This window comes from Pseudomonas putida, from assembly GCF_016406145.1.
GTDB lineage: Bacteria > Pseudomonadota > Gammaproteobacteria > Pseudomonadales > Pseudomonadaceae > Aquipseudomonas > Aquipseudomonas putida_E.
The window spans coordinates 2,763,203-2,790,110 of the sequence record NZ_CP066306.1 but is presented as its reverse complement, the minus strand read 5'-3'; the positions used below and the strand labels follow the sequence as shown (position 1 = coordinate 2,790,110).

At 64.6% G+C, this 26,908-nt stretch carries 18 protein-coding genes; 17 read left to right on the top strand and 1 reads right to left on the bottom strand.

What is annotated here, in order from left to right; genetic code table 11:
• Positions 1-26: 26 nt before the first annotated feature.
• The 16 genes from tssE to JET17_RS12665 all read left to right on the top strand — a co-directional run bounded on the left by tssE (position 27) and on the right by JET17_RS12665 (position 24,087).
• Positions 27-509, top strand: a complete 483-nt coding sequence (tssE, locus tag JET17_RS12740; protein ID WP_012314368.1) for a type VI secretion system baseplate subunit TssE — start codon at positions 27-29, stop codon at positions 507-509.
• Positions 509-2,329, top strand: coding sequence for a type VI secretion system baseplate subunit TssF (gene tssF, locus JET17_RS12735; protein ID WP_012314367.1), 1,821 nt, complete (start codon positions 509-511; stop codon positions 2,327-2,329). Before tssE ends, tssF begins: the two co-directional genes overlap by 1 nt.
• Entirely contained in the window at positions 2,293-3,363 is a 1,071-nt protein-coding gene (gene tssG / locus JET17_RS12730; protein WP_012314366.1) for a type VI secretion system baseplate subunit TssG, read from the top strand. Before tssF ends, tssG begins: the two co-directional genes overlap by 37 nt.
• Positions 3,360-5,957: a type VI secretion system ATPase TssH gene (tssH, locus tag JET17_RS12725; RefSeq protein WP_012314365.1), complete on the top strand. Its 2,598-nt coding sequence runs from the start codon at positions 3,360-3,362 to the stop codon at positions 5,955-5,957. Before tssG ends, tssH begins: the two co-directional genes overlap by 4 nt.
• Positions 5,958-5,982: 25 nt before the next feature.
• Positions 5,983-6,705: a type VI secretion system lipoprotein TssJ gene (tssJ, locus tag JET17_RS12720; protein WP_012314364.1), complete on the top strand. Its 723-nt coding sequence runs from the start codon at positions 5,983-5,985 to the stop codon at positions 6,703-6,705.
• Entirely contained in the window at positions 6,702-8,045 is a 1,344-nt protein-coding gene (gene tssK, locus JET17_RS12715) for a type VI secretion system baseplate subunit TssK (RefSeq protein ID WP_012314363.1), read from the top strand. Before tssJ ends, tssK begins: the two co-directional genes overlap by 4 nt.
• Positions 8,042-8,758 carry a type IVB secretion system protein IcmH/DotU gene (icmH, locus tag JET17_RS12710; protein ID WP_012314362.1) on the top strand — a complete coding sequence of 239 codons (717 nt, stop codon included), beginning with the start codon at positions 8,042-8,044 and terminating at the stop codon, positions 8,756-8,758. The genes tssK and icmH overlap by 4 nt, the downstream gene beginning before the upstream one ends.
• A gap of 30 nt (positions 8,759-8,788) precedes the next feature.
• Positions 8,789-12,595: a type VI secretion protein IcmF/TssM N-terminal domain-containing protein gene (locus JET17_RS12705; RefSeq protein ID WP_012314361.1), complete on the top strand. Its 3,807-nt coding sequence runs from the start codon at positions 8,789-8,791 to the stop codon at positions 12,593-12,595.
• Complete coding sequence (gene tagF / locus JET17_RS12700) at positions 12,592-13,500, top strand: type VI secretion system-associated protein TagF (protein WP_012314360.1); 909 nt, start codon at positions 12,592-12,594, stop codon at positions 13,498-13,500. Before JET17_RS12705 ends, tagF begins: the two co-directional genes overlap by 4 nt.
• On the top strand, positions 13,497-15,992 hold the full coding sequence (gene tssM / locus JET17_RS12695) for a type VI secretion system membrane subunit TssM (protein ID WP_012314359.1): 2,496 nt from the start codon (positions 13,497-13,499) through the stop codon (positions 15,990-15,992). Before tagF ends, tssM begins: the two co-directional genes overlap by 4 nt.
• Positions 15,993-16,135: 143 nt before the next feature.
• Positions 16,136-16,654 carry an Hcp family type VI secretion system effector gene (locus JET17_RS12690; RefSeq protein WP_012314358.1) on the top strand — a complete coding sequence of 173 codons (519 nt, stop codon included), beginning with the start codon at positions 16,136-16,138 and terminating at the stop codon, positions 16,652-16,654.
• 94 nt (positions 16,655-16,748) lie between these two features.
• A complete protein-coding gene (gene tssA / locus JET17_RS12685; protein WP_012314357.1) occupies positions 16,749-17,843 on the top strand; it encodes a type VI secretion system protein TssA in 1,095 nt (364 codons plus the stop codon).
• A 62-nt stretch (positions 17,844-17,905) separates the two neighbouring features.
• On the top strand, positions 17,906-20,422 hold the full coding sequence (gene uvrA / locus JET17_RS12680) for an excinuclease ABC subunit UvrA (RefSeq protein ID WP_012314356.1): 2,517 nt from the start codon (positions 17,906-17,908) through the stop codon (positions 20,420-20,422).
• 123 nt (positions 20,423-20,545) lie between these two features.
• Entirely contained in the window at positions 20,546-22,195 is a 1,650-nt protein-coding gene (locus tag JET17_RS12675; protein WP_012314355.1) for an MFS transporter, read from the top strand.
• The gene (locus JET17_RS12670; protein WP_012314354.1) at positions 22,192-23,325 is read left to right on the top strand and encodes an HlyD family secretion protein; all 1,134 of its coding nucleotides are present in this window, start codon (positions 22,192-22,194) and stop codon (positions 23,323-23,325) included. Before JET17_RS12675 ends, JET17_RS12670 begins: the two co-directional genes overlap by 4 nt.
• 129 nt (positions 23,326-23,454) lie before the next feature.
• A complete protein-coding gene (locus tag JET17_RS12665; RefSeq protein WP_012314353.1) occupies positions 23,455-24,087 on the top strand; it encodes a hypothetical protein in 633 nt (210 codons plus the stop codon).
• A 35-nt stretch (positions 24,088-24,122) separates the two neighbouring features.
• Here JET17_RS12665 and JET17_RS12660 read toward each other — a convergent pair whose 3' ends face one another.
• The gene (locus JET17_RS12660) at positions 24,123-24,998 is read right to left on the bottom strand and encodes an AEC family transporter (RefSeq protein ID WP_012314352.1); all 876 of its coding nucleotides are present in this window, start codon (positions 24,996-24,998) and stop codon (positions 24,123-24,125) included.
• 536 nt (positions 24,999-25,534) lie between these two features.
• On the opposite strand from JET17_RS12660, the gene JET17_RS12655 reads away from it, so the two are divergent.
• Positions 25,535-26,827: an MFS transporter gene (locus JET17_RS12655; protein WP_012314351.1), complete on the top strand. Its 1,293-nt coding sequence runs from the start codon at positions 25,535-25,537 to the stop codon at positions 26,825-26,827.
• Positions 26,828-26,908 lie beyond the last annotated feature (81 nt).

Here is a 26,908-nt window from a genome sequence, read left to right as displayed (position 1 = left end):
CCGGCCTGCGTGTTCAAGGATGACACATGAGTAATCAGGCCCGCCTGCTGCCCTCGCTGCTCGACCGGCTGCTGGACGACCGTCCGTTTCAGTCGGCCGAGCCGGCTGTGCAGCGCACCTGCTCGCTGGCCGAATACAAGGCCAGCATCGTGCGCGACCTGGAGGTGCTGGTGAATACCCGCCAGTCCCTGGTCGCCGAGCAGATCGAAGGTTTCAGCCAGCTCGGTGGCTCCATCCTTGAATACGGCATGCCCGACTTCATCAGCCGCAGCGTGCTCGACCCGCACGACCGGCGGCTGATCCAGCAACAGCTGGAGCGCGCGATCAGTACCGGCGACCGGCGTTTTCGCCGGGTGCGCGTACAGCTGCTGGCCCAGCAGAACGGCCATCGCATGTTGACCTTCCGCGTGGACGCCGTGTTGCGTCTGCAGGACATCAGCCGCCAGGTGTCGTTTGACGCCGTGCTGCAGGTCAACACCCAGGAATACAAAGTGCAGAACCTCAACTGATGCTCGACGAACTGCTGCCCTACTACGAAAAGGAACTGTCGCACCTGCGCTTCCTCGGCCAGGAGTTTGCTGCGCAGTACCCGAAAATCGCCTCGCGGCTGCTGATCGAGGGCGACAACTGTGAGGACCCGCATACCGAGCGCCTGATCGAGGCGTTCTCGTTCCTCTCGGCGCGGGTGCACAAAAAGCTCGATGACGAGTTCCCGGAGATTGTCGAGTCGTTCCTTGAGGTGCTGTACCCGCACTACCTGCGCCCTACCCCGTCGATGTCGATCGCCGAGCTTAGCCTTGGCAAGCAGGAGAAGGTCACCGAAGCCTACCGCGTGGCGCGGCACACCGAGATGCATGCCAATGCCGTTGAAGGCGTGGTTTGCAAGTTCCGCACCTGCTACCCGGTGGAGCTGTGGCCGGTTGCCGTGCAGCAGGCCTCGTTCACCGAGATGGAACGCTCGGCCTTCAACGGCCACAGCGCCGATCTGGTGGCGCGCTTGCGCATCCGCCTGCAAGCCACCGGCGACGTCTTGTTCGGCCAGATGGAGCTTGACCGCCTGCGCTTCTTCCTCGACGGCGAAGCAACGCTGATGCACCAGCTCTACGAGCTGCTGTTCAACAACCTCGCCAAGGCCACACTCAGCTTCCAGGACGAAGGCCGCAGCCGTGAAGTCGCACTGCCCGCCGGCGCCCTGAAAGCGGTGGGTTATGCCCGCGACGAAGGTCTGGTGGATTACTCCGAGCGCTCGTTCCTCGGTTACCGCCTGCTGCACGAGTACTTCACGTTCCCCGACAAATTCATGTTCTTCGACCTCTCAGGTTTTGCCCGCATCCTGCAGGGCAAGGCCATCGAGCAGGTCGAGATCAACTTCTACTTCAACGATTACGACCTCAGCGAGCGCCTGGCGCGGCTGGCCCAGAACATCGGGCGCAACAATTTCAAGCTCAACTGCACGCCGATCATCAACCTGTTCCGCCAGCAGGCCGAGCCGATCAAGCTCACCCACACCCAGCACGAATACCCGGTCACCCCGGACATTCGCCTGCACAACGCGGCGGAAGTGGTGTCGATCGACCGGGTGCGGCGCGTACGCAAGCTCGGTGGCATCGACCACGTCGGCACCTGCCAGCCGTTCTTCGAGCCGCGTGGCGAGCAAGACCCGCACAACAGCTTCTGGATTGCCCGCCGGCGCAACCAGGGCGATGCCACGGCGATGAGCATCCGCGTGGTCGACCGCGACCTGGAGCTGATCGACGGCACCAGCGACACCCTGAGCATCAGCCTGACCTGCAGCAACCGTGATGTACCCCTGCTGCTGCCGTTCGGTGGCGAGCGCGGTGATTTCAACATCCCGGCCAACTCGGTGATCAAAGACATCCGCTGCCTGCGCAAGCCCACCGCCACGGTGCGCGTCCCGCTGGGCAAAGGCCTGATCTGGCGGCTGATCGCGCACCTGTCGCTCAACCACCTGTCGCTGGTGAGCCAGGGCCGCGAAGTGCTGCTCGAGCTGCTGTCGCTTTACAACTACCGCAACGTCTCGGCCATCCGCAAACAGATCAACGGCATCAAGGCAATCAGCAGCGAGCCGGTGGTAGCGCGCATCGGCCACCCGCGGCCGAATTTCGTGCGCGGCGTGGGCATCACCCTGACCTTCGACGAAAGCCAGTTCACCGGTAGCGGCGTGTTCCTGTTCGGCATGGTGCTGGACCACTTCTTTGGCCAGTACTGCTCGATGAACAGCTTCACCCAACTGACCCTGCGTACCCAACAACGAGAAAAGAGAGTCGTCCAATGGCCAGCACGTACTGGCGATCAGCCCCTGGTCTGATCGATCAAGCCAGAGCCGAGCCGCACCGATTCGAATTCTTTCAATTGGTGCGTCTGCTTCGCCTGCACTACAGCCGCACCGGGCGCATGGACCTGGCAACCCGGCCGCACGAAGACCCGCTGCGTTTCCGCACTCAGCTGTCGCTGGCGTTTCCGGCCAGCGAGGTCAGCGACCTGCAGTTCGAGCGTGAGGGCAAGGTGTCGACGGCCGGCCTGCCGCTGTCGGAAGTCCAGGTCACTTTCATGGGCCTGGTAGGCCCGTCGGGCGTATTGCCTCGCCCGTACACCGAGCTGCTGCTCGAGCGCCACGTGCAGTACCGCGACGATGCCGCCCATGCGTTTCTCGACATCTTCTCGCACCGCATGACCACGCTGTTCTACGAAGCCTGGCAAAAGTACAAATTCCATATCGAGCACGAGCGCAACGGCACCTCGGGCTTCGATGGCTACCTGCTCAACCTGGTCGGCCTGGGCCCGCGCGCCCAGCAGCTGAAGTTCGAACGCCAGCAACCGGTGCTGCGCCGCGAGCTGTTCAGCTACTTTGCCGGGCTGCTCAGCCAGAAGCCACGCAACGCGCTGAACCTGGAGCGGATGCTCGGCTTCTATTTCTCCCTGCCGATCAAGGTCAGGCAGTTCGCCGGCCGTTGGTTGAACCTGCAGCCCGAACAGTGCACCCAGCTTGGCCGCAAGAACGCCCAGCTCGGCATCAGCGCCGTGGCCGGCAACCGCGTGTGGGACTACCAGTCGTGCATCCGTATCGAGCTCGGCCCCTTGGCGTTGGCCGATTACCGGCGGTTCCAGCCTGGCACCGACGACTACCGCAAGCTGGTCGAGCTGGTGCGCTTCTATGTAGGCGCCGAGCTTGATTTCGAAATCGCCCCGCTGCTCAGACGCGAAGCCGTGCCCCGTGCCCAACTGGGCCGCAGCGGCAATGTCGCGCTGGGCTGGCTGGGCTGGCTCAAACGCCCTGGCCGTGACGCGGAGCCTTCGCGTTGCGCCGTCTTCCACATTCCTTACGATGGGGTCGCCTTGTGAACCTGAAGTCTCTGTTCGCCAAGCTTAACGAAACCAGCCGCACGGCCACTGAAAGCGCGGCGGCCCTGTGCCTGTCGGAGCACCACTACGACGTCGAGGTGGAACACCTGCTGCTGCAGTTGCTGGACAACAGCGACAGTGACCTGCCGCTGATCCTGCGCCACTACGACGTGGTCGCCGAGCGCCTGCAGGCGCAACTGGTGACCGCCCTGGGTACCTTCAAGAAGGGCAACACCCGCACCCCGGCGCTGTCCCCGCACATCACCCGCATGATCGAGCAGGCATGGGTACTGGCCTCGATCGAGTATGGTGTGGGCCAGGTGCGCAGTGCGCACCTGTTGCAAGCATTGCTCGACGACGCCGAACTGCGCCGGGTGGTCATCGCCTCCGCACCGGAGCTTGAGAAGATCAACGCCGACGACCTGCGCCTGAACCTCAGCGCACTGGTCGAAGGCAGTGCCGAATCCCGGCTCGCCAGCCCTCTGGCCAGCCCCTCGGCGCCAGTGGCAGGCGCCGGCAAGGTTGGCGGCAAGACCCCGGCCCTGGACCAGTACACCGTCAACCTCACACAAAGCGCCCGTGACGGCCGGATCGACCCGGTGCTTGGCCGCGAGTTCGAAGTGCGGCAGATGGTCGACATCCTCACCCGTCGCCGCCAGAACAACCCGATCCTCACCGGCGAAGCCGGCGTCGGCAAGACCGCAGTGGTCGAAGGCCTGGCCTTGCGCATCGCCCAGGGCGATGTGCCAGCCCCACTCAAGGACGTCGCCGTGCACACCCTCGACCTGGGCCTGCTGCAGGCGGGTGCCGGGGTCAAGGGCGAGTTCGAAAACCGCCTCAAAGCGGTGATCGAAGAGGTCAAGCGCAGCCTGCACCCGATCATCCTGTTCATCGACGAAGCCCACACCCTGATCGGCTCCGGTGGCCAGGCCGGGCAGAACGATGCCGCGAACCTGCTCAAGCCAGCCCTGGCCCGTGGCGAGCTGCGCACCATCGCTGCCACCACCTGGGCCGAATACAAGAAGTACTTCGAAAAAGACGCCGCCCTCGCCCGTCGCTTCCAGGTAGTCAAGGTCGAAGAGCCTGACGAAGACAAGGCCATCCACATGCTGCGCGGCCTGCTCGGCAAGATGCGCGAGCACCACAAGGTGGCGGTGATGGACGAAGCACTGGTACAGGCCGTGCGCCTGTCCAACCGCTACATCACCGGCCGCCAGCTGCCCGACAAGGCGGTCAGCGTGCTCGATACCGCCTGCGCACGCATCGCCTTGGCGCAGTCGTCGCAACCCGGCGCGCTGGAAGACTGCCGCCGCCATATCGACAACCTGCAGGCCGAAATCGCCGTGCTCGACCACGAAGCCGGCAAGGGCCACGACCATGCCCGGCGCCTTGCCGAGCTGCAGGCCGCCCTGCAGGCCGAGCAGTCGCACGAACAGCGCCTGAGCGCCCAGTGGCAGCAGGAGCTGGGCCTGGTCGAGCAACTCAAAGCCCTGGACAGCGCCAAGGACACCGACGCCGCCCAGCTCAACGCCCTGCGCGCCGAGCTGAGCGCCGTCCAGGGCGACCAGCCCCTGGTCCACGCCTTGGTCGATGCCGGCGCCATCGCCCAGGTGATCAGCGGCTGGACCGGTATCCCGCTGGGCAAGATGCTGCGTGACGAGATCGACACCGTGCAGCGCCTGCCTGCGCTGCTCGGTGAACGCGTGCTGGGCCAGGACCACGCGCTGCACGAAATCGGCAAGCGCATCAAGATTTCCCGCGCCCGCATGGAAGACCCAAACAAACCGATCGGCGTGTTCCTGCTGCTGGGCCCCAGCGGCGTCGGCAAGACCGAAACCGCGCTGGCATTGGCCGACACCCTGTACGGCGGTGAGCGCAACCTGATCACCATCAACATGTCCGAGTACCAGGAGGCCCACACCGTATCGAGCCTCAAAGGCTCGCCACCCGGCTACGTCGGTTACGGCGAAGGCGGCGTGCTGACCGAGGCCGTGCGCCGCAAGCCCTACAGCGTGGTGCTGCTCGACGAGGTGGAGAAGGCCCACCCCGACGTGCTCGAGCTGTTCTTCCAGGTGTTCGACAAAGGCGTGCTGGACGACGGCGAAGGCCGCGAGATCAACTTCCGCAACACGGTGATCATCCTCACGTCCAACACCGGCACCGAGCGCATCATGCAGACCTGCCTGAATGCCCAGACGCTGCCTACCCCCGAGGCCATCGTCGAAGGCCTGCGCGACGAGCTGAACCACGTCTTCAAACCGGCCTTCCTCGGCCGCCTGAGCATCGTGCCGTTCTACCCGGTGCAGGACCAGATCCTCGAGCGCATCGTTGCCCTCAAGCTCGAGCGTATCGCCAAACGTTTCGCCCGCAACCACCAGGCTGAGCTGAGCTACGACGACGCCCTGGTCAAGGCCATCGCGGCACGTTGCACCGAGGTCGACAGCGGCGCACGCAACATCGACAACATCCTGTCCCGCACCCTGATGCCCGAGCTTGCCCAGCACGTTCTCGAGCGCATGGCCCAGGACGCGCCGATCGAGCGCTTGACGATCGAGCTGGGCAGCGATGGCGATTTCGCCTATCGCCTGGCCTGAACGAGTACCCGGAGGTTTAGCCGTCATGTACCACACACACACCGCCCTGAAGCGCCTGACCGTCGCAGCCCTGCTGCTGGCACTGGCCGGTTGCGGCGTCACCGACCGTATCGGCAAGCGCATGGAAGACAGCTGGGCGGCCGATATGCTGGCCGACAGCGAGAAGGTCATCCTGACCTCCGACGGTGGTAACCAGCTCAACCCCGACGCCGAGGGCAAGCCGTTGTCGGTGGTGATGCGCGTGTACCAGCTGACCGACCTCGAGCGCTTTGCAGCCACCGACGCCGAGACACTTTGGGACACACCGGAAAAAGCCCTAGGCAACACGCTGGTCGAAGCCCGCGAGCTCACCCTGCTGCCGGGTATCGGCCAGACCGACCAGTGGCCGCTGGCCAAGACCGCCCGCTATGTCGGCGTGGCAGCGTTCTTCCGCAATGAGCAGGATGCCCGCTGGAAGGTCGCATTCGATGCCGAGTCGCTGCGCAAGGACGGTATCTGGTTCTCGTCCGATGGCCTGCGGGTACTGGTGGACAACACCGAAATCAGCGCCCTGCGTGGCGTCGATGTGCTGAACAAGCCGCCCACCGCCGACCAGTTGGCTGCTGCGCAAAAGGCCGACGATACGCCGCCTGCCCTCACCGACAAAGTGCAGGACGCCGTGATCGAAAAGGCCACCGACGCTGCCGGTAAATCGGCCAGCAACGCCATGGATTCAACCTTCAACTCTTTAGTGGATAGCGTCAAATGAGCAAGCAGAGCCGGGTGATGTGGTCGGAAGGCATGTTCCTGCTGCCCCAGCACTTCCAATACCAGGATGAGTTCCACCAGCACCAGCTGGCCGAGGCCACCCTGCGCGGCACCCCGTTCCATTGGGGCGTGCAGGCGCTGCAGGTGGACGAAGATGCCCTGGCCAATGGTTCGCTGCAGCTCAAGCGCCTGAAACTGGTGTTTCCGGACGGCAGCCTGTACGACGCGCCGCAGCACGACCCGCTGCCGGCCGCGCGCGACCTCAAGGACCTGCTCAAGGCCAACGACCTGAAGGTTTACGCCGCACTCAAGCTGCCCGAGCCCTTCGGCCTGAACTATGTCGAAGATGGCCAGGAGCACAAGGCGGCGCGGCGCTTTCGCAAGCAGTTCGACACCCTGCCGGACCTTAACGAAGGTGAACTGGAAAACGAAATCACCAGCCTGCGCCTGAATGTGGTGCTGCTGGTCGATGGCGACAGCCTCGATGGCTACAGCCATTGCCCGTTGGCCAAACTCACCCGCAACAGCATGGGCGGCTTCAACCTGGACCCGCACTTCGTCCACCCCACCCTGCACCTGGGCAGCCACGAGACCCTGGCCGGCATCGGCAAGCGCCTGCTCGGTGCCCTGCAGGCCAAGAGCAAGGCGTTGTCGGGCCGGCGCCGTGAGCGCGCCGACCAGATCGCCGAATTCGGCTCCAGCGACGTCACACTGTTCTGGTTGCTGAACACGGTCAACCGTGCGCACCCGCAACTGGCCCACCTGCTGGCCCACCCGCGGCTGCACCCCGAGCGCCTGTACCTGTTCCTGGCCGACCTTGCCGGCGGGCTGTTGACGTTCACCCTCGACACCCAGCTTAGTGATATCCCCGAATACGATCACCACGACCCGGCGGCATCACTGGTCAAACTGGACGAGATGATCCGGGTGATGCTCGACAATGTCGTGCCCAACCAGTGCATCGTCATCAACCTCACCCAGACCAAGCCGTCGTACTGGCAGGGGCAACTGCGCGACCCGCGCCTGGCCGAGGCCGACTTCTATATCTCGGTACACGCCGACATGCCAGGTGCCAGCCTGCTGGAGCTGGTGCCACGGGCGTTCAAGGTTGGCTCGCCGGAAGACATCGAAGTGGTGGTCAACAGCGCCATGCCCGGCGTCACCCTCAACCATGCTGCGCGGTTGCCCAACGCCATTCCGGTACGCCTGGACAACCAGTACTTCGCCATCGAGCCGCATGGCCATGTTTACGAGCGAATGATGAACGCCCAGACCATCTGCTTCTATGCGCCCAGCGCCTTTACCAACCTCAAGCTTGAACTGATGGCGGTGCTCAAATGACCGAAGCCGTATTGCAACAGGGCGCCGTTGCGCCCGCCAGCGACAAACCGACCCTCAAGGGCCTGGTACAGGACTTCATCAGCATGGCGCTGATTGTCCGCCGTGGCCGCCAGGTCACGTCAGTACAAGCCTTCGAAGCCAGCGTCGACCGCTTCTTCGCCAACCTGGAGCGCGATGCCCGCGCCGCCAACTACAGCGTCGAGCAGGTCAAGGACACCCAATACGCCCTATGCGCGTTCCTCGACGAAAGCGTGCTGCGCTCCGGCGACAACGAACTGCGCGGGCACTTCGAGCTGCAACCGCTGCAGTTCCGCTACTTTGGCGTGCACCTGGCCGGTGAAGGCTTCTTCGAGAAGGTCGAAGCGTTGCGCGCCGACGTCAAACAGAACCTCGATGTGCTGGAGGTCTACCACCTGTGCCTGGCGCTGGGTTTCGAGGGCAAGTTCAGCCTCGGCCAGAAAGACCAGCTGCGCTACCTGGCCAACGCCCTGGGCCAGGACATCGCGCGCTACCGCAAACCACCCAAAACCCTCTCGCCGGACTGGGCCCTGCCCGACCAGGTGTCGCAGATGCTGCGCCACGAAGTACCGCTGTGGGTGTACCTGGTGTTGATTGCGCTGGTCTGTGTCGCGGTGTACCTGACGCTCGACTGGTTGCTGGACAAGGATGTCGCCGCCCTTTCCGAACAAATCCGCCAGCTGTTCAGTGCCTGAGCACACCTCAGGTAGCCGAGTCAGGAAGACATGAAAACATTACTGCGTCTGTTGAAGAGTTTCTGGATTCTCCTGCCACTGCTGTGGTTGGTGACCCTGTTGATCTGCTGGCTGGTGGCACCGATGGTGCCCTGGCTGCGCCACCATGTGCCCGAAGCGCTGGCCATCATCAGCGCCTGCTTCCTGCTGGTGATCGTGCTGCGCCAGTACCAGCGCATCCGCGCCGAGCATAACCTGGAGAACCTGCTGCAGATCGAGGTCGATCGCTCGTGGAACGCCACCGGTGAATTCCGCGACCAGCAAGTGCTGCGCGAGCGCCTCAAGCATGCCATCGCCATGCTGCGCACCGACCGCTCCGCCGGTGGCGGTGGCAAGGCGGCCCTGTCCGACCTGCCCTGGTACCTGGTGATCGGCATGTCGGCTGCAGGCAAAACCTCGCTGTTGACCCACTCGGGCCTCTCGGCCAGCATCGCCACCGCCAATGACAGCGAAAGTGGCACCCAGCACTGTGACTGGTATTTCAGCCCCGACGCAGTGATGATCGACACCGCAGGCCGTTACCTGCGCGACGATCAGTCTGCCAGCGAGTTTTCAGCCTTCCTGCGCATGCTGCGCAAGCAACGCGGCAAGGCAGCGATCAACGGCCTGGTGCTGGTGGTCAGCCTGCCTGAACTGTTGGCGGCCAACAGCGACGGCCGTAACGCGCTTGCCGCGCAGTTGGTGGCGCGCGTGGAGGAATACGCCGAGTGCCTGGGCACCAACCCGCCTGTGTACCTGATGCTGAGCAAGACCGACCAGTTGCCCGGCTTCAACCAGGCCTTCGAAGGCCTGGACCTGCACCAGCGCCAGCAGCCGCTGGGCATGACCTTTGGCCTGTCGGAAATCCGCAACAACGGTTTGCAGGCGGTGCTCAACACTCGCCTGAAAAACCTGCAAAGCCACATCCGCCGCCACGTCGATGCGCAGATGATCAGCCTCGGCGCAGATGCCGACAGCACACTGCTCAACTTCCCCCAGTACTTCGCAGAACTCAATGGCGTGCTGGAGCAGTTCCTTGAGCACTTCACCCGCGGCCAGGGTGGCGGTGCCCCGCTGCTGTTGCGCGGCTTGTACTTCACCAGTGCGCTGCAGACCGAGCAGCAACTGGGCCAGGTGTACGATGACGTCATCGCCGACAACTTTGCCCTGCAAGCGGCCCACGATGAAGGCGCCCAGCCGGCCAGCCACACGCAGGGCAACCGCAGCTACTTCATCACCGACACATTCCGCCAGGTGATTTTCCCCGACCGCGACCTGACCCTGTACCAGTCGCGCCTGGGCCGCAAGGCAGGCTTCAGCCCCCTGTTGCTGGGCCTGGCCGCTGCCGCCGGGGTGGCCTTTATCGGCTGGCAGGCGCTATCGTTCGCCAACAACCGCCAGTGGCTGGACAGCCTGCGTGGCCAACTGGCCGAAATCGAACGCGCCGATGACCGCGCACAGCTGTTGGCTGCCGGTAAAGGCCTGGAAGTGCTACGCGGGCAGATGGCCACGGTCGAGGCCCATCGCCAGCAGGGTGTCCCGCTGCAATTGAGCGCCGGCCTGTACCACGGCGAGGCTATTCACCAGGTGGCCCGCGACGCCTACCTGGCGCAACTGCGCAGCCAGGCACTGGAGCCGATTGCCCGCAGCCTGCAGGTGCAGATGCGTGCGTTCAACACCTTTGCCAGCGGCATCAACCAGGAGCTGGAGTTCACCCCGGCGCCGAAAAGCCGCAATGGCAAACCGTTGACGCCTCGCCTGGCGGCCAAGGCCCAAGCGGCCCTGACCAAAACCCGTGCCGGCGCCTACGCCGCCAAGGTCAACCTGGCCACGGCCAGCGACGCGGCCGAATTGTCCGCCACCACCGGCGGCCTGTCACTGTCAGAAGAGATGCTCGGACGCCTGGACGAACAGCAGGTGGCGTCGATCATCGAGGCCTATAACACCCTCAAGCTGTACCTGCTGTTGACCGAGCCACAAGCCCACCCGGACCCAGCCTTCGTCGCTGCCAGCCTGCCGCAGGCCTGGGCAGGCGCCGCAACCCAAGGTTCCCCCGCCGACGCAGCCGTCATCAGCGAAAACGCCCCTCTGTACGTTCAATTGCTGGAGCAAGGCCAGGCGCCGTCGCTGCCGCGTAACCAACAGCTGATCGACGAAACCCGGCAGAACCTCAAGGCATTCATGATTTCCAGCTCGCTGGTGGATCGCGAATACCTGCGCCTGCAACTGGAGTCCAGCCGCCAGTTCCCGGCGCTGAGCCTCAACGACCTGGTGCCAACGCCTGGCCGTAACCTGTTGTACAGCTCTGCCGGCGTGCCGGCGATCTATACCCGCCAGGGCTGGGACACCTTCGTCAAGCCCGAGCTGATCAAGCTGGTTTCGGGCAACCTGCGCAACGAGTCGGACTGGGTGCTCGACGGCGAAGGCGGCGATGCCATCGTGCAGAAAGCCAACTTCGTGCGCGAGTTCATGGCCCGCTACAAACGCGATTACACCCAGGCCTGGTACAAGATGGTCAGCAGCGTGGGCGTGCGCCACTTCGCCGACCTGGCCTCGGCCACAGAACACCTTGGGCTGCTCAGCGATGTGCAGAACTCGCCGGTGAAGAACCTGCTGGCAGCGGTCAATGACAACACTCAGTGGGACTTGCCGGTCAAGCGCGACACCACGCCTACGGGCAATGCCCGCGCGGACGGCTTCTGGAGCAAGGTAACCGGCCTGATCGACGAAGCCAAAGACGTGGCGCCTGAAGCCCTGGCCCCTAGCCTGCCGGCCGTGGACGACGGCAGCCTGGCCAAGCGTTTCGAGCCGGTCGCCCGGGTGTTCGCAGCCAACAACGCCGAAGGCGCCGACAGCACCATCATGGACCGCTACCTGGCCGCGCTGCGCAAGCTCAAGGTGCGCATGAACAACATCCAGCGCTCGCAGGATGTCGGTAAAAGCAGCAAGCAGCTGATCAGCGAAACTCTGGAAGGCCAGCCGAGCGAGGTGACCACCGTGCGCAACTACGTGGAAACCAGCGTCGACACCAGCCAGGACGGCCTGTCGCGTTCGCTGCAGGGCCTGTTCAGCCTGCCGATCCAGTACGCCTGGGAAACCCTGCGCGACCCGGCCGGCCAACAGATCGCCAAAGCCTGGAAGCAGCAGATCGCCAAGCCCTGGGAGCAGGTCATGGCGCACCGTTACCCGATCGCCACCGGCAGCCGCAACGAAGCTTCGGTCAAGGACCTGCAGCGTTTCGTCGACCCCGAAAGCGGCCTGCTGCCGACCTTCAAGCGCAACGAGATCGGCAACCTGTCCGGCGGTGAAGGGCTGGGCCTGAGCAACGGCAAGGCGCCGGCGCTGGTCAACCCGGGGATGCTCAACAGCATCGACAAGGCCAGCAACGTGGGTCAGGTGATCGCCAGCCTGTCGGACCGCGACAACGGCTTCGAGATCATGCTTGAGCCGTCGGCCAACTTTACCGACATTGTGTTCACCCTTGATGGCCAGGAGCAGCACTACCGCAACGGCCGCAGCAGCTGGAGCCGCTTTGCCTGGCCAGGCACCAACAACACGCCGGGCGCACGCCTGGACGTGGTCACCCTCAGCGGTGCACGCATCACCGTGTTCGACTTCCCGGGGCGGTGGGGCCTGCTGCGCATGAACGAAAGCGCCCGGGTCGACGACCTGGACGGCATCCAGCAGCGCTTCAGCTGGAACACGGCCAATGGCCGGGTCAGCCTGGTGGTGCGCAACTTCGGCGGGGTCAAACTCACCGACCTGGGCGACGTCAAGGCGCTGAGCGCCCTCAACGACGCTGGCAGGGGCGCACAATGATCGGCTGCTTCGGCAAGCTGCCGTCGAGCGCAGACTTCGTCAGCCTGCATGGCGCGGCGGAGGAAGTCTGCGAGTTCGACGCCTGGCTACAGGCCTCGTTGGCGGCAATGCGCCACCGCGAGGACTGGCAGGCGTTGTTCGATGCTCTGCCGATGTGCTTCTTCTGCTACCGCGCGCGCAATGGCAACTGGCTGCTGGGCGGCCTGCTCAGCTCCCGCGATGCCAGTGCCCGACGCTACCCGTTCTTCATCTTCCAGCTGCTCAAGGGCCAAGAAGGTGAAACGCTGCTCAACCCGTTCACCCTCGGCGAGCTGTTCAGTGCGCAAATCAAGCCGTTGCTGCATCAGGCAGTGCAAGGCGCCGAGCGCGCCAGCCTGTTCGAACGCATCAAGGCCCTGCGCCCGCTGCAGGCCCAGGACATGGACCTGTTCCGGCGTGTGTACAGCAAGTTCCTGCATGATTTCAGCTTCAGCGACATCGCCCGTGCGCTGAAGGGCTCCTGGCCGGCCTTCGACGGTGCTACCGCGCTGGCACGCTTGCGGGCTACGCAATTGGCGCTGCACGGCGACTTCGACGGCGGTATCGAGCTGCCGTTGCCGGCCGAGCGTGGCCTGAAAAACCCCACCGCCGACCTGTGGCTGACCTGGCTGACGCGCATTGCCAGGCGCCATGACGTACCAGCGGTAACCTTGCTGGCCGACGATTTCATGCACCCGCGGCTGTACTGCTTCCCGTCGCGCCATACCGGCACAGCGTATCGCCTGCTCAGCGGCACGGCCGCAGCCGGCCAACGCTTGGATCTGCTCAACCCGTTGCCGCCACAAACGCCCGTGCACGACTACGACCGACCTCTAGAACACGTCATCGACCGCTTTGTCGATGCGTTGGATGCGACGCCTGTATGAACAAGATCAAGTACTACTGCCTGCGCTATCAACCTTACCTCCTGGGGCTGGCCTTCTTCCTGGCGATCTTCGTGGTGTGGGCCCTGGGCCGTGCCCTGGGTTTTGCCTCGCTGCACAGCCTGCTCGCGGGCATTGGCGTGTTCCTGCTGCTGTCGGCGGGCTATGTACTGCTGCTTTACCGTGGCGCAGGCCAGCACCACAACCTTGAGGCGCTGCTGCGTGATGACGCAGACCAGGCGGTACTCAACGCCACCCCGGCCGACCGCGAAGAAATCAGCCTGCTGCGCGAGCGCCTGCTGCAGAGCATCGAGCGCCTGCACAGCAACAAACCACGCGCCACCCCTGCAAAGGACGCCTTGTACGCCCTGCCCTGGTACCTGGTGATCGGCCAACCGGCCGCCGGCAAAAGCACCATGATCCTGCAGTCCGGGCTCAATTTCCCTTACGCCGAGCGCGAAGGTGCGCGGGTTGCAGGCTTGGGCGGCACGCGCAACTGCGACTGGTTCTTCAGCTCCGAAGCGGTGCTGCTGGACACCGCCGGCCGCTACATGAACAGCCCCGAGGAAGCCGGCAAGTGGCGTGGTTTTCTGCAGCTGCTACGCCAGCACCGCCAGCGCCGGCCACTCAACGGGCTGATCGTCAGCGTCAGCATCGCCGATATCCTGCATGGCTCGGCCGAAGACCAGGAGCGTGTGGCCAAGCGCCTGCGCGAGCGTATCCAGGAAAGCTGCGCCCTGCTGGAAGTACGCCTGCCCATCTACCTGGTGTTCACCAAATGCGACCTGATCCCAGGCTTCACACCCTTCTACCGCCAGCTGGATGACGCAGCGCGCGGTGAGGTGATGGGCAAGACGTTCTCGCACAAAGGCTATGAACAAGCCGACTGGGGCCAGCGCTTCGGCAAGGCCATGGACGAGCTGACCGGCTATTGGGAGCAGGTGGCGAGCCAGCAACTGATGCAGCAGGATATTCAGGTAACCCGCCAGAACAATGCCGCCTACCGCTTCCCGCTCGAGCTGGCTGCGCTCAAGCCACGCTTGCAGCAGTTCGTCGACAGCCTGCTGCGGGCCAACCCGTACCAGAACGCCGAACTGCTGCGTGGTTTCTATTTCACCGCAGCGCTGGAAGCCGACGACGCCCTGTGGGGCAGCCATGGCCAGCATGTCGCCGAGCGTTTCGCCCTGGCGCATGGCCAGGACCGTAGCGGGGGTAACAGCCAGCCGGCACCGCTTTTCATCAACAGCCTGTTCCGCAAGGTGATAATCCCCGACCAGCACCTGGTGGCGGTGTACACCAGCAACCGCCGTGAACGCCAGCGCAAGGCCGCCTGGGTGGGTGCCGCCAGCCTGGCGGGATTGCTGCTGTGCAGCCTGTGGGGCTGGTCGTACATGAACAACCGCAACACCCTCGACACCATGGCCGCCGAACTTGCCCAGGCCAAGCGCGAAGACCAGGCCAACCCTGGCCATTACGCCCCTTGGCACAGCCTCGACCGCCTGCGTTTCTGGGCAGCACACTACTACCAACAGCACCACGACCAGGCCGTGCCGCTGGGTATGCGCCTGGGCTTGTACCAGGGCCATGCGGTCGAGCCGGTACTGCGTGCGCGCTACTTCGCCACCCTGCAGAACGTGATGCTCAAGCCCACGGCAGACAACCTGACACGCACCCTGTACCTGCTGACCACACTGAAGGTCTACCAGCGCAATACCCGTGAGTTGCAGCCGGTGACCGGTGTCGACAGTGTCGAGGCAGAAGCCCTGCCCCATGACAACCGTGCCCAGTCGATCGCCGACTTCGGCAAGGCAGCGCTGGACACCTACGTGATGCTGTCACCTGCCCAGCGGGAAAAGGCCGACCCGGCATTGCTCAAGGCCAGGTTACCGGACTACTGGTACCCGGCCATCGCCCGCCACACCGGCAAGCGCATGGACGCCGCCGGCGGCGAAAGTCCTGCCAACCAGGACTACCTGTACGCCAGCCGCCAGATCGTGTTCTACAGCGACCAGATCCGTGAACCCGATGTACCGCGCATCCTCGACAACGCGTTCCTGATGTCCAGTTCGCGCAACTACATCAACAGCCTGCTGACCCAGTCGTTGCGCTCGATCGAAACCATCACGCTGGAGTCCGACACCCTGTTCGCCTTTGCCCGCGCCGACTTCCAGAGCCTCAAGAGCGAAGGCCAGAACCAGCTGAGCGCTATCGCCAGCAAACTGCTGAACACCCCGAACATCGGCAAGATCATCATCTCGGGCCACGCCGACCAGCTCGGCGATGCCCAAGGCAACCTGCAGGTTTCCCGGCAACGGGCGCAAACCATCCGCACCTACCTGGTCGGCAAGGGCGTACCCGCCGAGCTGGTAAGTGCACAGGGCGAAGGCAGCCGCAAACCGCTGGTCAACTGCGACATGCAACAACCGCGGGCGCAACTGATCAAGTGCCTGGAGCCCAACCGGCGGGTGGAAATCGAAGTGCGCGGGCTCAACTGAGGCCGCGCTGCAAGAACCGGCCACCCGGGCCTCACAGGAGGAGGCCCGGGTGGCGGCAAGCTACCTCTGCTGACAGGTTCGGCGAGGTCAACACGAAGGGGCGCATGAGCGGCCTTTAATTGATGTTAATGGAGAGTTTTACAATGGCATTTGACGCGTATATCCAAATCGACGGCATCCCGGGCGAAGTTCTGGATGAAAAACACAAGGACTGGATCGAAGTGCTGGGCTACGAGTACGGCGCCACCCAGGCCACTTCGGCCACTGCCAGCTCCTCGGGCGGTGCATCCTCCGAGCGCGTGTCGCTGACCGACTTCAAGATCCGCAAGGCAGTCGACAAGGCCTCGGCCAAACTGTTCGAGCACTGCTGCACCGGCAAGCACATCGCCAAGCTGAAGCTGAACGTCAACCGTGCCGGTGGTGACAAGGTCACCTACCTGACCATCGACATGGAAGAAGTGGTGGTGTCCTCGGTCAAGTTCGTCGCCGGTGGCAACCAGGGCGGTGAAGACAAGGCGGTAAGCGACCTGCCGATTGAAGAAATCAGCTTCAACTTCGCCCGCATCAAAACCACCTACACCCAGCAGAACCGTACCGACGGCCAGGCTGGCGGCAACATCGTCGGTGGCTGGGACCGCACCGCGAACAAAGTGTTTGCCTAAGCACTTGTTTGGCCTGGGCCGCGCAAGCGGCCCATACCCTGCGGCGTGCCGGGCCTCCCGGCACGTTGCTCTTTACCCCTGATCAGAGTGTTTTATGCCTGAATTCCTCAACGGCCTTTCGCTGGCCGAGCTGGCCGCGCCGATCGACGGTGGCAGCGGCGAAGACTTGAGCTTCTCTGCCTTGTTCGACCAGATCAAGGAGGCGCGCCGGGCAGACCCTGACTACCTGACCCAGGGCGACTGGCAGACCGACCTGAAAACCGCCGACTGGGAAAAGGTCATCAACCTGTCGGCCCAAGGGCTTGAGCAGCAGAGCAAGGACCTGATGCTGGTCGCCTGGCTCAACGAAGGCTTGGCCCAGCGCGATCACTTCCAAGGCATCACCTTCGGCCTGACCCTGTGCGAACGCATCCTGGAAACATTCTGGGAGACCGCCTACCCGTCACTCGAAGACGGCCTGGACGAGCGCGCTGCGCGGCTGTCCTGGCTCAAGACCACCCTCACCGACATTGTCGGTGGCTTGCCCATTACCCAAGGGCAGAATTTCGGCGTGCTGCGTTACGACGAATCACGCCATGTAGAAAACCTTGCCTTGCAGAACCCCAAGGCGATGCAAACCGCGCTCAATGAGGGCAAGATCAACGCCGAGATCTTCCAGCGCTCGGTGGTGCTCAGCGACACCGAGCACCTGCAGGCCAAAGCGGTGGAGATTGCCGCCAGCCTGCAGGCCTGCCAACGCCTGCAAGCGACCACCGACCGCCTGTTCGGTACCGAAGCGCCAAGTTTTGCCAGCCTCGCCGACATGCTGTCGCGGGCCAGCCAACTGGCAGAGAAACTGCTCAAGGACCGCGGCATCGAACTGCACCCTGTCGCCGCAGAGCCAGAGCCTGCCGTCACCCTCAGCGCAGCCAGCGAGCCAGGTGAACCTATGAATACGCCCGTTCAGGCCGCAGCGCCTGCGCCCATGCGCACCACGCCACTGACCCGCGACGAAGCCTTCACGATGCTCGCCGGCATTGCCCAGTTCTTCAAACAGACCGAGCCGCAAAGCCCGGTACCGTACCTGATAGAGCGCGCCATCAAGTGGGGCAACATGCCGCTCGAGGGCTGGCTGAGCGATGTGATCAAGGACAGTAATGTGGTGGACAACATCCGCGACGTGCTGGGGACACGTGAGCAGCGCTCCTGAGGCCTGCACTACCCGCACAAATGGTGCAAACTTGAGGCTTGCCCCCCGCGAAGGAAAGCCCCATGCCACCACGCCACCCCACCCCGCCAGGCTTCATCCGCGTACGTGGCGCCCGTGAGCATAACCTCAAGAACATCGACGTCGACATCCCCCGCGACGCCTTGGTGGTATTCACCGGCGTCTCTGGCTCAGGCAAGTCCTCGCTGGCCTTCTCCACCCTCTACGCCGAAGCCCAGCGCCGCTACTTCGAGTCGGTCGCGCCCTATGCCCGGCGCCTGATCGACCAGGTCGGCGTGCCGGATGTCGACGCCATCGAGGGCCTGCCGCCAGCCGTGGCCCTGCAGCAGCAACGCGGTACCCCTAGTGCGCGCTCGTCGGTGGGTAGCGTCACCACCCTGTCCAGTTCGATCCGCATGCTCTACTCCCGAGCCGGCAGCTACCCGGCGGGCCAGCCGATGCTGTATGCAGAGGACTTTTCGCCCAACACGCCCCAGGGCGCCTGCCCCGAATGCCATGGCCTGGGCCGGGTCTATGAGGTGACCGAGGCGACCATGGTCCCCGACCCGTCGCTAACCATACGTGAAAGGGCGGTGGCAGCCTGGCCAATGGCCTGGCAAGGGCAGAACCTGCGCGACATTCTCGTGACCCTGGGCTACGACGTCGACATCCCCTGGCGTGAATTGCCCCAAGAGCAACGCGACTGGATCCTCTACACCGACGAGACCCCCACCGTACCGGTGTACGCCGGCCTCACCCCGGCGCAGACCCGCACCGCGCTCAAGCGCAAGCTCGAACCCAGCTACCAGGGCACCTTCAGCGGTGCCCGGCGCTATGTGATGCACACGTTCATGCATTCGCAGAGTGCGCAGATGCGCAAACGCGTCTCCCAGTTCATGCGCCCCAGCCCTTGCCCGCTGTGCCAGGGCAAACGCCTGAAGCGTGAAGCGCTGGCAGTCACCTTCGCCGGCCGCGACATCGGCGAGCTGTCGCGCCTGCCGCTGCAGGCACTGGCCGAGGTGTTGCGCACAGTGGCGGCGCCCGGTTACCTGGAGCAGCATGAAGACACCCTGACGCTGGAAAAACGCCTGGCCGCACAGCGCATCGCCCACGAGTTGCTGGAGCGCATCGCGCCGCTGATCGACCTGGGGCTCGGCTACCTGGCCCTGGAGCGCAGCACACCGACGCTTTCTTCGGGCGAACTGCAGCGCCTGCGCCTGGCCACGCAGCTCAACTCGCAGCTGTTTGGCGTCATCTATGTGCTCGACGAGCCGTCGGCCGGGCTGCATCCGGCTGACAGCGAGGCGCTTTTCGAGGCGCTGCAGCGGCTAAAACAGGCGGGCAACTCGGTGTATGTGGTGGAGCACGACCTGGACACCATGCGCAGGGCCGACTGGCTGATAGATGTCGGCCCTGCGGCGGGTGAACACGGCGGCCAGGTGCTTTACAGCGGCCCGCCACCGGGCCTTGCACAGGTTGCGGCGTCGCGCACCGGCGCCTACCTGTTCGCCGGGCGACAGCCGGCCAGCCGCACACCACGCCCGGCGCAGGCCTGGTTGCGGCTTGAAGGCATTACCCGCAACAACCTGCGTGAGCTCAGTGCGCAGTTTCCGCTGGGCTGCTTCACTGCGGTCACTGGCGTTTCCGGCTCGGGCAAGTCGAGCCTGGTCAGCCAGGCCTTGCTGGAGCTGGTCAGTGCACACCTGGGCCATGCCGCACAGCCGGCCGAGCCCGAGGAACAGAGCCTTGAAGACGCGCCCGAGCAGCCCAGCAGCGGGCGCGTGAGCGCGGGGCTGGAGTGCGTCAAGCGGCTGGTGCAGGTCGACCAGAAACCCATCGGCCGCACGCCACGCTCCAACCTGGCCACCTATACCGGGCTGTTCGACCATGTGCGCAAGCTGTTCGCCGCTACCGAGCAGGCCAAGGCCCTTGGCTTCGATGCCGGGCGCTTCTCGTTCAACGTCGCCAAGGGCCGCTGCGCGACCTGCGAGGGCGAAGGTTTCGTCAGTGTCGAGCTGCTGTTCATGCCCAGCGTCTATGCGCCCTGCCCGACCTGCCACGGCGCACGCTACAACCCACAGACGCTGACCGTGACATGGCAAGGCATGACCATCGCCCAGGTGCTGCAATTGACCGTCGACCAGGCGCTTGAAGTGTTTGCCGAACAGCTCCCGGCCCGGCGCTGCCTGCAGGTGCTGCAGGACATCGGCCTGGGCTACCTGCGCCTGGGCCAGCCGGCCACCGAGCTGTCCGGCGGCGAGGCGCAGCGGATCAAGCTGGCCACCGAACTGCAGCGCACCGCCCGCGGCGCCACGCTGTATGTGCTGGATGAGCCCACCAACGGCCTGCACCCGCAGGACATCGACCGCTTGCTGGTGCAGCTCAACCGCCTGGTCGACGGCGGGCACAGTGTGGTGGTGGTCGAACATGACATGCGCGTGGTAGCGCAGAGCGACTGGGTGATCGACATTGGGCCGGGGGCTGGGGATGCGGGGGGCACGGTGGTGGTGAGTGGTACGCCTCGGGATGTGGCGGGGTGCGCTGAAAGCCGCACAGCCGAGTTTCTGGCCAGAGCACTTTAGCGCCTTTAGTGGCCCTATCGCCGGCAAGCCGGCTCCCACAAGTACCCCGCTGCTCTCAAGCTCAGCGCAAACCCAGTGAGAGCCGGCTTGCTGGCAGTAGGGCCTGTGGGTACAGTCTGCGCCATGGATAAATACACCCCTCACCAGTGGCTCCCGCACGAAAGGCCGAGCCTTCCCGGTTCCCCTTCCACGCCCCTGCACAGCCCAGCCAAACGCCTGGCCTTCGGTGTGGTCGGCCTGCTGGTGGCGATCACCGGCGGCCTGGGCAACGCGCTGGTCACCGCCAACCTGGTTTTTCTGCAGGGTGCCTTGGGCGCAACCACCGCAGAAATGGCCTGGCTGCCTGCCGCCTACGTGATGACCAACGTGTCGATCAACCTGCTGCTGGTCAAGTTTCGCCAGCAGTTCGGCCTGCGCGCCTTCACTGAAGTGTTTCTGGTGCTCTATGCACTGGTCACCTTCGCCCACCTGTTCGTCAACGACCTCAACTCGGCCATCGCCGTACGGGCGGCCCATGGCATGGTGGGCGCCGCGCTGAGTTCGCTGGGCTTGTACTACATGATCCAGGCGTTCCCGGCGCAGTGGCGGCTCAAGGCCATGGTGCTGGGCCTGGGTGCCTCGCAGCTGGCCCTGCCGCTGGCGCGGATTTTCTCCGAAGACCTGCTGCAAATCGCTGAGTGGCGCGGCCTGTACCTGTTCGAACTGGGCCTGGCGCTGGCCGCGCTCGGTTGCGTTCTGCTACTCAAGCTGCCCCCTGGCGACCGCTTCAAAACCTTCGAGCCGCTGGACTTTTTGACCTTCACCCTGATGGCCAGCGGCACCGCCCTGCTGTGCGCCGCCCTGTCGCTGGGGCGCATCGAGTGGTGGCTGGAGGCGCCATGGATAGGGGTCGCCCTGGCAGCGTCGATCGCCCTGGTGTTCAGTGGCCTGGCCATCGAGCACAACCGCCAGAACCCGCTGCTGATGACGCGCTGGCTGGGCAGCGGCGCAATCATCCGCCTGGGCTTGTGCGTGATCCTGATCCGTATGGTCACCTCCGAGCAGTCCACCGGCGCCGTGGGTTTTCTGCAAGTGCTGAACATGGGCAGCGAGCAGATGCGCACGTTGTACTGGGTGATGCTGCTCGGCGCGGTGGCGGGCCTGGCCAGCAGCGCGCTGACCATCAGCCCCAACCACCTGGTGATCCCGCTGTTCATCTCGTTGCTGGCCATGGCCACCGGGGCGTTCATGGACAGCAGCTCAAGCAACCTCACGCGGCCGGCGCAGATGTACCTGAGCCAGTTCCTGCTGGCCTTTGGCAGTACCTTCTTCCTCGGCCCGTCCATGGCCCTGGGCATCAGCCACGTGCGCGCCAACCCGCGCAACCTGGTGAGCTTCTCGGTGCTGTTCGGCATCTGCAACAACCTCGGAGGCCTGATCGGCGCCGCGCTGCTGGGTACCTTCCAGACCTGGCGCGAAAAATTCCATTCCAGCCACCTGGTCGACCGCCTCAGCTACCTCGAACCGCTGGTCAACGCCCGCGTGCAAAGCGGTGGCGGTGGTTATGCCGGCATCCTCGCTGACCCGGCCCTGCGCAGCGAGGCCGGGCTGCGCGTATTGGCCAACGCGGCCACGCGTGAGGCCAACGTCATGGCCTACAACGATGTGTTCATGCTGATCGGCAGCATCGCTATCCTCACCATGATCTGGATTTGCATCCGCGGTTCCTGGCTGTGGTACACAGCCCGCCAGGCCGCTTCACCCGACTCCACCAGCGGTACTGCCAACCGATGACCGACCCAACCCGCACAACCACCACCACTGCCCTTGCCGAAACCCCGGAAGGCGCCGCACCGCCCAGCGAACCGACCAGCCCGGTGCGCACGCGACGGGTGCGCATCCTGTCTTCGGTCATGTTCGCCTGCGTGGCTCTGGCCGGCATCCTGCTGGTGCTCTATGCCTGGCGCCTGCCGCCGTTCGGCAGTGCCATCGAAAGTACCGAAAACGCCATGGTACGCGGCCAGGTCACCATCATCGGGCCGCAACTGAGCGGCTATGTGGTCGATGTGCCTGTGCATGACTTCCAGTTCGTCAAGGCCGGCGACTTGCTGGTGCAACTGGACGACCGCATCTACAAACAGCGCCTGGCCCAGGCCATCGCCCAACTGCAACAGGAGCAGGCGGCGCTGGCCAACAACCTGCAGCAGCGCAATAGCGCCGAAGCCACCATCGCCCAGCGCCAGGCCGCCATTGGCGATGCCAAGGCCCAGGCGGAAAAGGCCCGCGCCGACCTCAGCCGCAACCAGGCGCTGGTCAGCGATGGCTCGGTGTCGCGCCGCGACCTGGACGTTACCCGCGCCAGCCAGGCCGCCGCCGTCGCCACCCTCGCCCAGGCCAAGGCCGCGCTGGCCATCGCCCGCCAGGACCGCGAGACGGTCATCGTCAACCGCGCCGCGCTGGAGGCCTCGGTTGAAAACGCCAAGGCTGCCGTGGAGCTGGCCCGCATCGACCTCGACAACACCCGGGTCACTGCGCCGCGTGATGGCCAGCTGGGGCAGATCGGTACCCGCCTGGGCGCTTACGTCAACTCCGGCGCACAACTGATGGCACTGGTGCCCGATACCGTGTGGGTGATTGCCAACATGAAGGAAACCCAGATGGCCGATGTGCGCATCGGCCAGCCGGTGACCTTCACCGTGGACGCCCTCAACCACCTGAAGCTGCGGGGCCATGTGCAGCAGATTTCACCGGCCACAGGCTCCGAGTTCGCCTTGCTGCAGGCCGACAACGCCACCGGCAACTTCGTCAAGATCGCCCAGCGGATACCCGTGCGGATCACCGTCGATGCCGACCAGCCAGCGGCGAGGCGCCTGAGCCCGGGGATGTCGGTGGTGGTGAGTATCGATACCCGTGACGAAAAATGACTGGGCCCGCGCGGGGGTGAATCTGAGAATCGCGTCGAGATGCCGTCCTGCCACGATTGCGCCGCTCTAGCCCGTGGGTTCTAATTCTGACCCACCGGTTTTATCTTCGCCATCCAAGGACGCTTGATCATGTACAGGAAGCTCGTACCGCTGGCGCTGCTGGCCACTATGGCCGGCTGCTCGGACACCACGGACACCAGCGAAACCCATTTCCAGAAAGCAGCGCAGGCCTACCTCGACACCCAGTACCCCCATTGTTTCGTGGTCACTTCTTTCCCCGCCAAGACCCAGGACTTCGATACCAACGGCACCAACAAGGCGCTGCATGCGCTGGCGCAAGTCGGCGTGGTCAGCGAGAAGGAAATCTCCCGCACCGAAGTGCCGGAACGCCTGTGGCAACCGGCACGCACCGACATCTACTACGCCTACGATCTTACCGCTGAAGGCCGCAAGTACTACAAGGCCGATGCGCAGAAGATGCTCAACGGCAGCACCCGCGGCGGGCTGTGTTTCGGCAAGGCGCAGGTCACTGCAATCGAGCGGTTTACCGAACCGGGTGAGGTGATGGGCCAGACGATTTCCAACGTCACCTATACCTACAAGATCACCGGCCTGCCGGCCTGGGCGGCTAACAACGAAGTGCAAACGAACATACGCCTGCTGGCTGAGGCCGTGGCCACCAACCAGACCCCGGCCAGGGAGACAAGGGCAATGGTGCTGACCAACAAGGGCTGGGTGCACGAGCGCCTGTTTGATAAATGAGGGTGCCTACCGGCCCTTTCGCGGGGCCGGCCCCGTCACAGCCACCAGGCCAGCACCAGCGGTAACCAGGCAAACGACAGCACTGTCGAGCACATCACCAGGTTGGCTACCTGCTCCGGCTCACGGTTGGCGCGCACTGCCATCAGGTAGTTGAACACCGCCACTGGCATGGCCGACTGCAGCATCAGCACCGCGCGCTCCATCTGCTCCAGCCCCAGCGCCATGCCCACTGCCCAACCCACCGCCGCCCCCAGCACGATGCGCAGGCCGCCCAGCACCAGGCCGCTGCCAATGTGCTGCGCGCGGATGCTCGCCAGCGATACACCCAGGGTCAGCAACATCAACGGGATCGACATGCCACCGAGCAGGTCTGCCGTGTTGGCCAGCCAGCGCGGCAGCTCGAAGTCCAGGAAGATGATCGGCATGGCCCCAGCCAGGCTGATGACGATGGGGTTGCGCAGCAGCGCCTTGAACGAGGCCGCCGTACCGGCGATGGCCATGCCGAGGGTGAACTGCACGATCGACAGGGTAAGGAAGAACGCTACCGCCAACGCCAGCCCATGCTCGCCGAAGGCGTACAGGCTGATGGGCAGGCCCATGTTGCCGGTATTGGGGAACATGAACGCCGGCATCAGCACGCGCCAGTGCTGGCCCGAGGCACGACACACCAGCCAGCCGCCCAACGCCATCGCCAGCGTGCACAGCAGGCAGGCGATCGCCATGCTGGTAAAGGCAGCCGGATCCAGCTCGGTGCGGCTGAGGGTCGACAGTACCAGCGAAGGGGTGCCCACCGTCATCACCATGCGGGCGACGAATGCCGTGGGGTAGTCCAGGCCCTTGCGGGCCCAGGCGTAGCCGATGCCGGCGACGATGAAGACCGGGGCCAGAACGGCGAACAGTGAAGCGAGCATGGGGTAGGCCTTCCTTGGAGCGTTTGGGCGACATTATGCCGCAGCCTTCAACATCGCGGGGTTGCTTTGCAGCCCTATCGCCGGCAAGCCGGCTCCCACAGGGACAGCAGTATGCTTGGGATCACGCTGTCGGGGTGGGAGCTGGCTTGCCAGCGATGGGGCTGCAAAGTAGCCCCACACAATGTCGGCTCCAGACACAAAGCCGAAGTATTCCGACCTGCGGCGTCCCGTCGCACTCTACCCCCCCTTGGGCAAACCCCTCGAAGGCCGTAGAATCGCGCCTCCTTTTCGCCCGTCGCCTTGAACGGTGGCAACCGGCAGCAACGACAGAGTCCGTGCCTGACCACATGCCCGTCCATGTGAAATAGGCTCAACCGACCCCGCCCGGCCAAGCTCTTTATGGGGCCAGCGGTTGAGTCTTGCCCAGGTCGCATCCAGCCCAGGCACACCCGTGCAGCCTTGCGGCCCTCATTGGGCCTGTTTGGCGTGCGCGTTCGAAAAGGCGCTCCCAACCGCCACTCCAACTTGAGGTTTGTATGTCTGCGCGTTTGCTGGCCATGGCGCTGGCGCCCCTGCTCGGGCTGTTCATCATTGCCCTGGGCAACGGTTTCATGTCTTCCCTGACGACCCTGCGCCTTGGCGCTGCCGGTGAATCGGCAACGATGATCGGTATCGTGTCGTCGAGCTACTTCCTGGGCCTGACCCTGGGCGCGATCTTCAACGACCGGCTGATCCTACGCATCGGCCATATCCGCGCCTACTCCAGCTTCGCCGCGCTGATCGCCGCGACTATCCTGCTGCAGGGCCTTTTCTACGACACCACCTGGTGGTCGATCCTGCGCCTGATCAATGGCTGGGCTGCGGTCGGTGTGTTCCTGGTGATCGAGAGCTGGCTGCTGCTGGCGGGCGATGCGAAAATCCGCGGCCGATTGCTGGCGCTGTACATGATTGCCTTCTACGGCGCCGGGGTGATTGCCCAGGCCGGTTTGGGCGAAATCACTCACCTGGGTGACAGCGCTCCGTTCATGCTGGCAGGGATGCTCGCCGCGTTGTCGGTGCTGCCGATCGTGATCCTGCCACGTGTATCGCCGCTGCTGGACCAGGTCGAACCGTTGAAACCGCGCCAGTTGCTGGGTGTGGCGCCTTCCGGGCTGGTCGGCTGCTTCGGCTCGGGCGTGGCCATTGCCGGGATCTACGCCTTGCTGCCGCTGTACCTGCAGCGCATCGGCCTGGACGTGGGTGAAGTCGGCAACATGATGGCCTGGGTAATCCTCGGCGCCATGCTGCTGCAGTATCCGGTGGGGCGCTGGTCCGACCGCAAGGACCGCCAGGATGTGCTGATCGCGCTGGCGGCGCTGTGCGTGGTGCTGTCGCTGATCACCGTGTTCCTGCCGTCGCAGTCATCGTTGCTGCCGGTGATGCTGTTTTTGCTCGGTGGTGGGGTGTTCGCGCTGTACCCGGTTGCGGTCAGCCATGCGGCCGACCGGGCCCCGTCCGATGCGCTGGTGCCGATGATCCAGGGCCTGCTGCTGATCAACTCGCTGGGTTCGGCCATGGCCCCGCTGGCGATTTCTCCGGCCATGACCGAGTTTGGCGAGGCCGGGCTGTTCTGGGCATTCGCCGTGGTCAACCTGGGCATGGTGTGCTTTTTCCTGTGGCGCCGGGGCAAACGCCCGGCGGCGGAGCACCCGGCACCGTTCACTGCCTCGACCACGTTCTCGCCGACCGGTGCCGAGTTGCGGGTGACCGAAGACCTCAAGCAGGCGGCGCAGGAGCACCCGCCGCTGGAGCCGGCAGAGGCTCAGGCCTCAGGCGTCAACGCGCACTGAACCCAGGGGGCTGGCGAGCAGCCCCTGATGGTGACCGCCCGTCGCCCCAAGGGCACCCCGCCATCACTGGCCAGCCAAACG

Coding starts and splice junctions, on each gene's coding strand:
- tssE (WP_012314368.1), top strand. CDS start 27: ATGAGTAATCAGGCCCGCCTGCTGCCCTCGCTGCTCGACCGGCTGCTG.
- tssF (WP_012314367.1), top strand. CDS start 509: ATGCTCGACGAACTGCTGCCCTACTACGAAAAGGAACTGTCGCACCTG.
- tssG (WP_012314366.1), top strand. CDS start 2,293: ATGGCCAGCACGTACTGGCGATCAGCCCCTGGTCTGATCGATCAAGCC.
- tssJ (WP_012314364.1), top strand. CDS start 5,983: ATGTACCACACACACACCGCCCTGAAGCGCCTGACCGTCGCAGCCCTG.
- tssK (WP_012314363.1), top strand. CDS start 6,702: ATGAGCAAGCAGAGCCGGGTGATGTGGTCGGAAGGCATGTTCCTGCTG.
- icmH (WP_012314362.1), top strand. CDS start 8,042: ATGACCGAAGCCGTATTGCAACAGGGCGCCGTTGCGCCCGCCAGCGAC.
- JET17_RS12705 (WP_012314361.1), top strand. CDS start 8,789: ATGAAAACATTACTGCGTCTGTTGAAGAGTTTCTGGATTCTCCTGCCA.
- tagF (WP_012314360.1), top strand. CDS start 12,592: ATGATCGGCTGCTTCGGCAAGCTGCCGTCGAGCGCAGACTTCGTCAGC.
- tssM (WP_012314359.1), top strand. CDS start 13,497: ATGAACAAGATCAAGTACTACTGCCTGCGCTATCAACCTTACCTCCTG.
- JET17_RS12690 (WP_012314358.1), top strand. CDS start 16,136: ATGGCATTTGACGCGTATATCCAAATCGACGGCATCCCGGGCGAAGTT.
- tssA (WP_012314357.1), top strand. CDS start 16,749: ATGCCTGAATTCCTCAACGGCCTTTCGCTGGCCGAGCTGGCCGCGCCG.
- uvrA (WP_012314356.1), top strand. CDS start 17,906: ATGCCACCACGCCACCCCACCCCGCCAGGCTTCATCCGCGTACGTGGC.
- JET17_RS12675 (WP_012314355.1), top strand. CDS start 20,546: ATGGATAAATACACCCCTCACCAGTGGCTCCCGCACGAAAGGCCGAGC.
- JET17_RS12670 (WP_012314354.1), top strand. CDS start 22,192: ATGACCGACCCAACCCGCACAACCACCACCACTGCCCTTGCCGAAACC.
- JET17_RS12665 (WP_012314353.1), top strand. CDS start 23,455: ATGTACAGGAAGCTCGTACCGCTGGCGCTGCTGGCCACTATGGCCGGC.
- JET17_RS12660 (WP_012314352.1), bottom strand. CDS start 24,998: ATGCTCGCTTCACTGTTCGCCGTTCTGGCCCCGGTCTTCATCGTCGCC.
- JET17_RS12655 (WP_012314351.1), top strand. CDS start 25,535: ATGTCTGCGCGTTTGCTGGCCATGGCGCTGGCGCCCCTGCTCGGGCTG.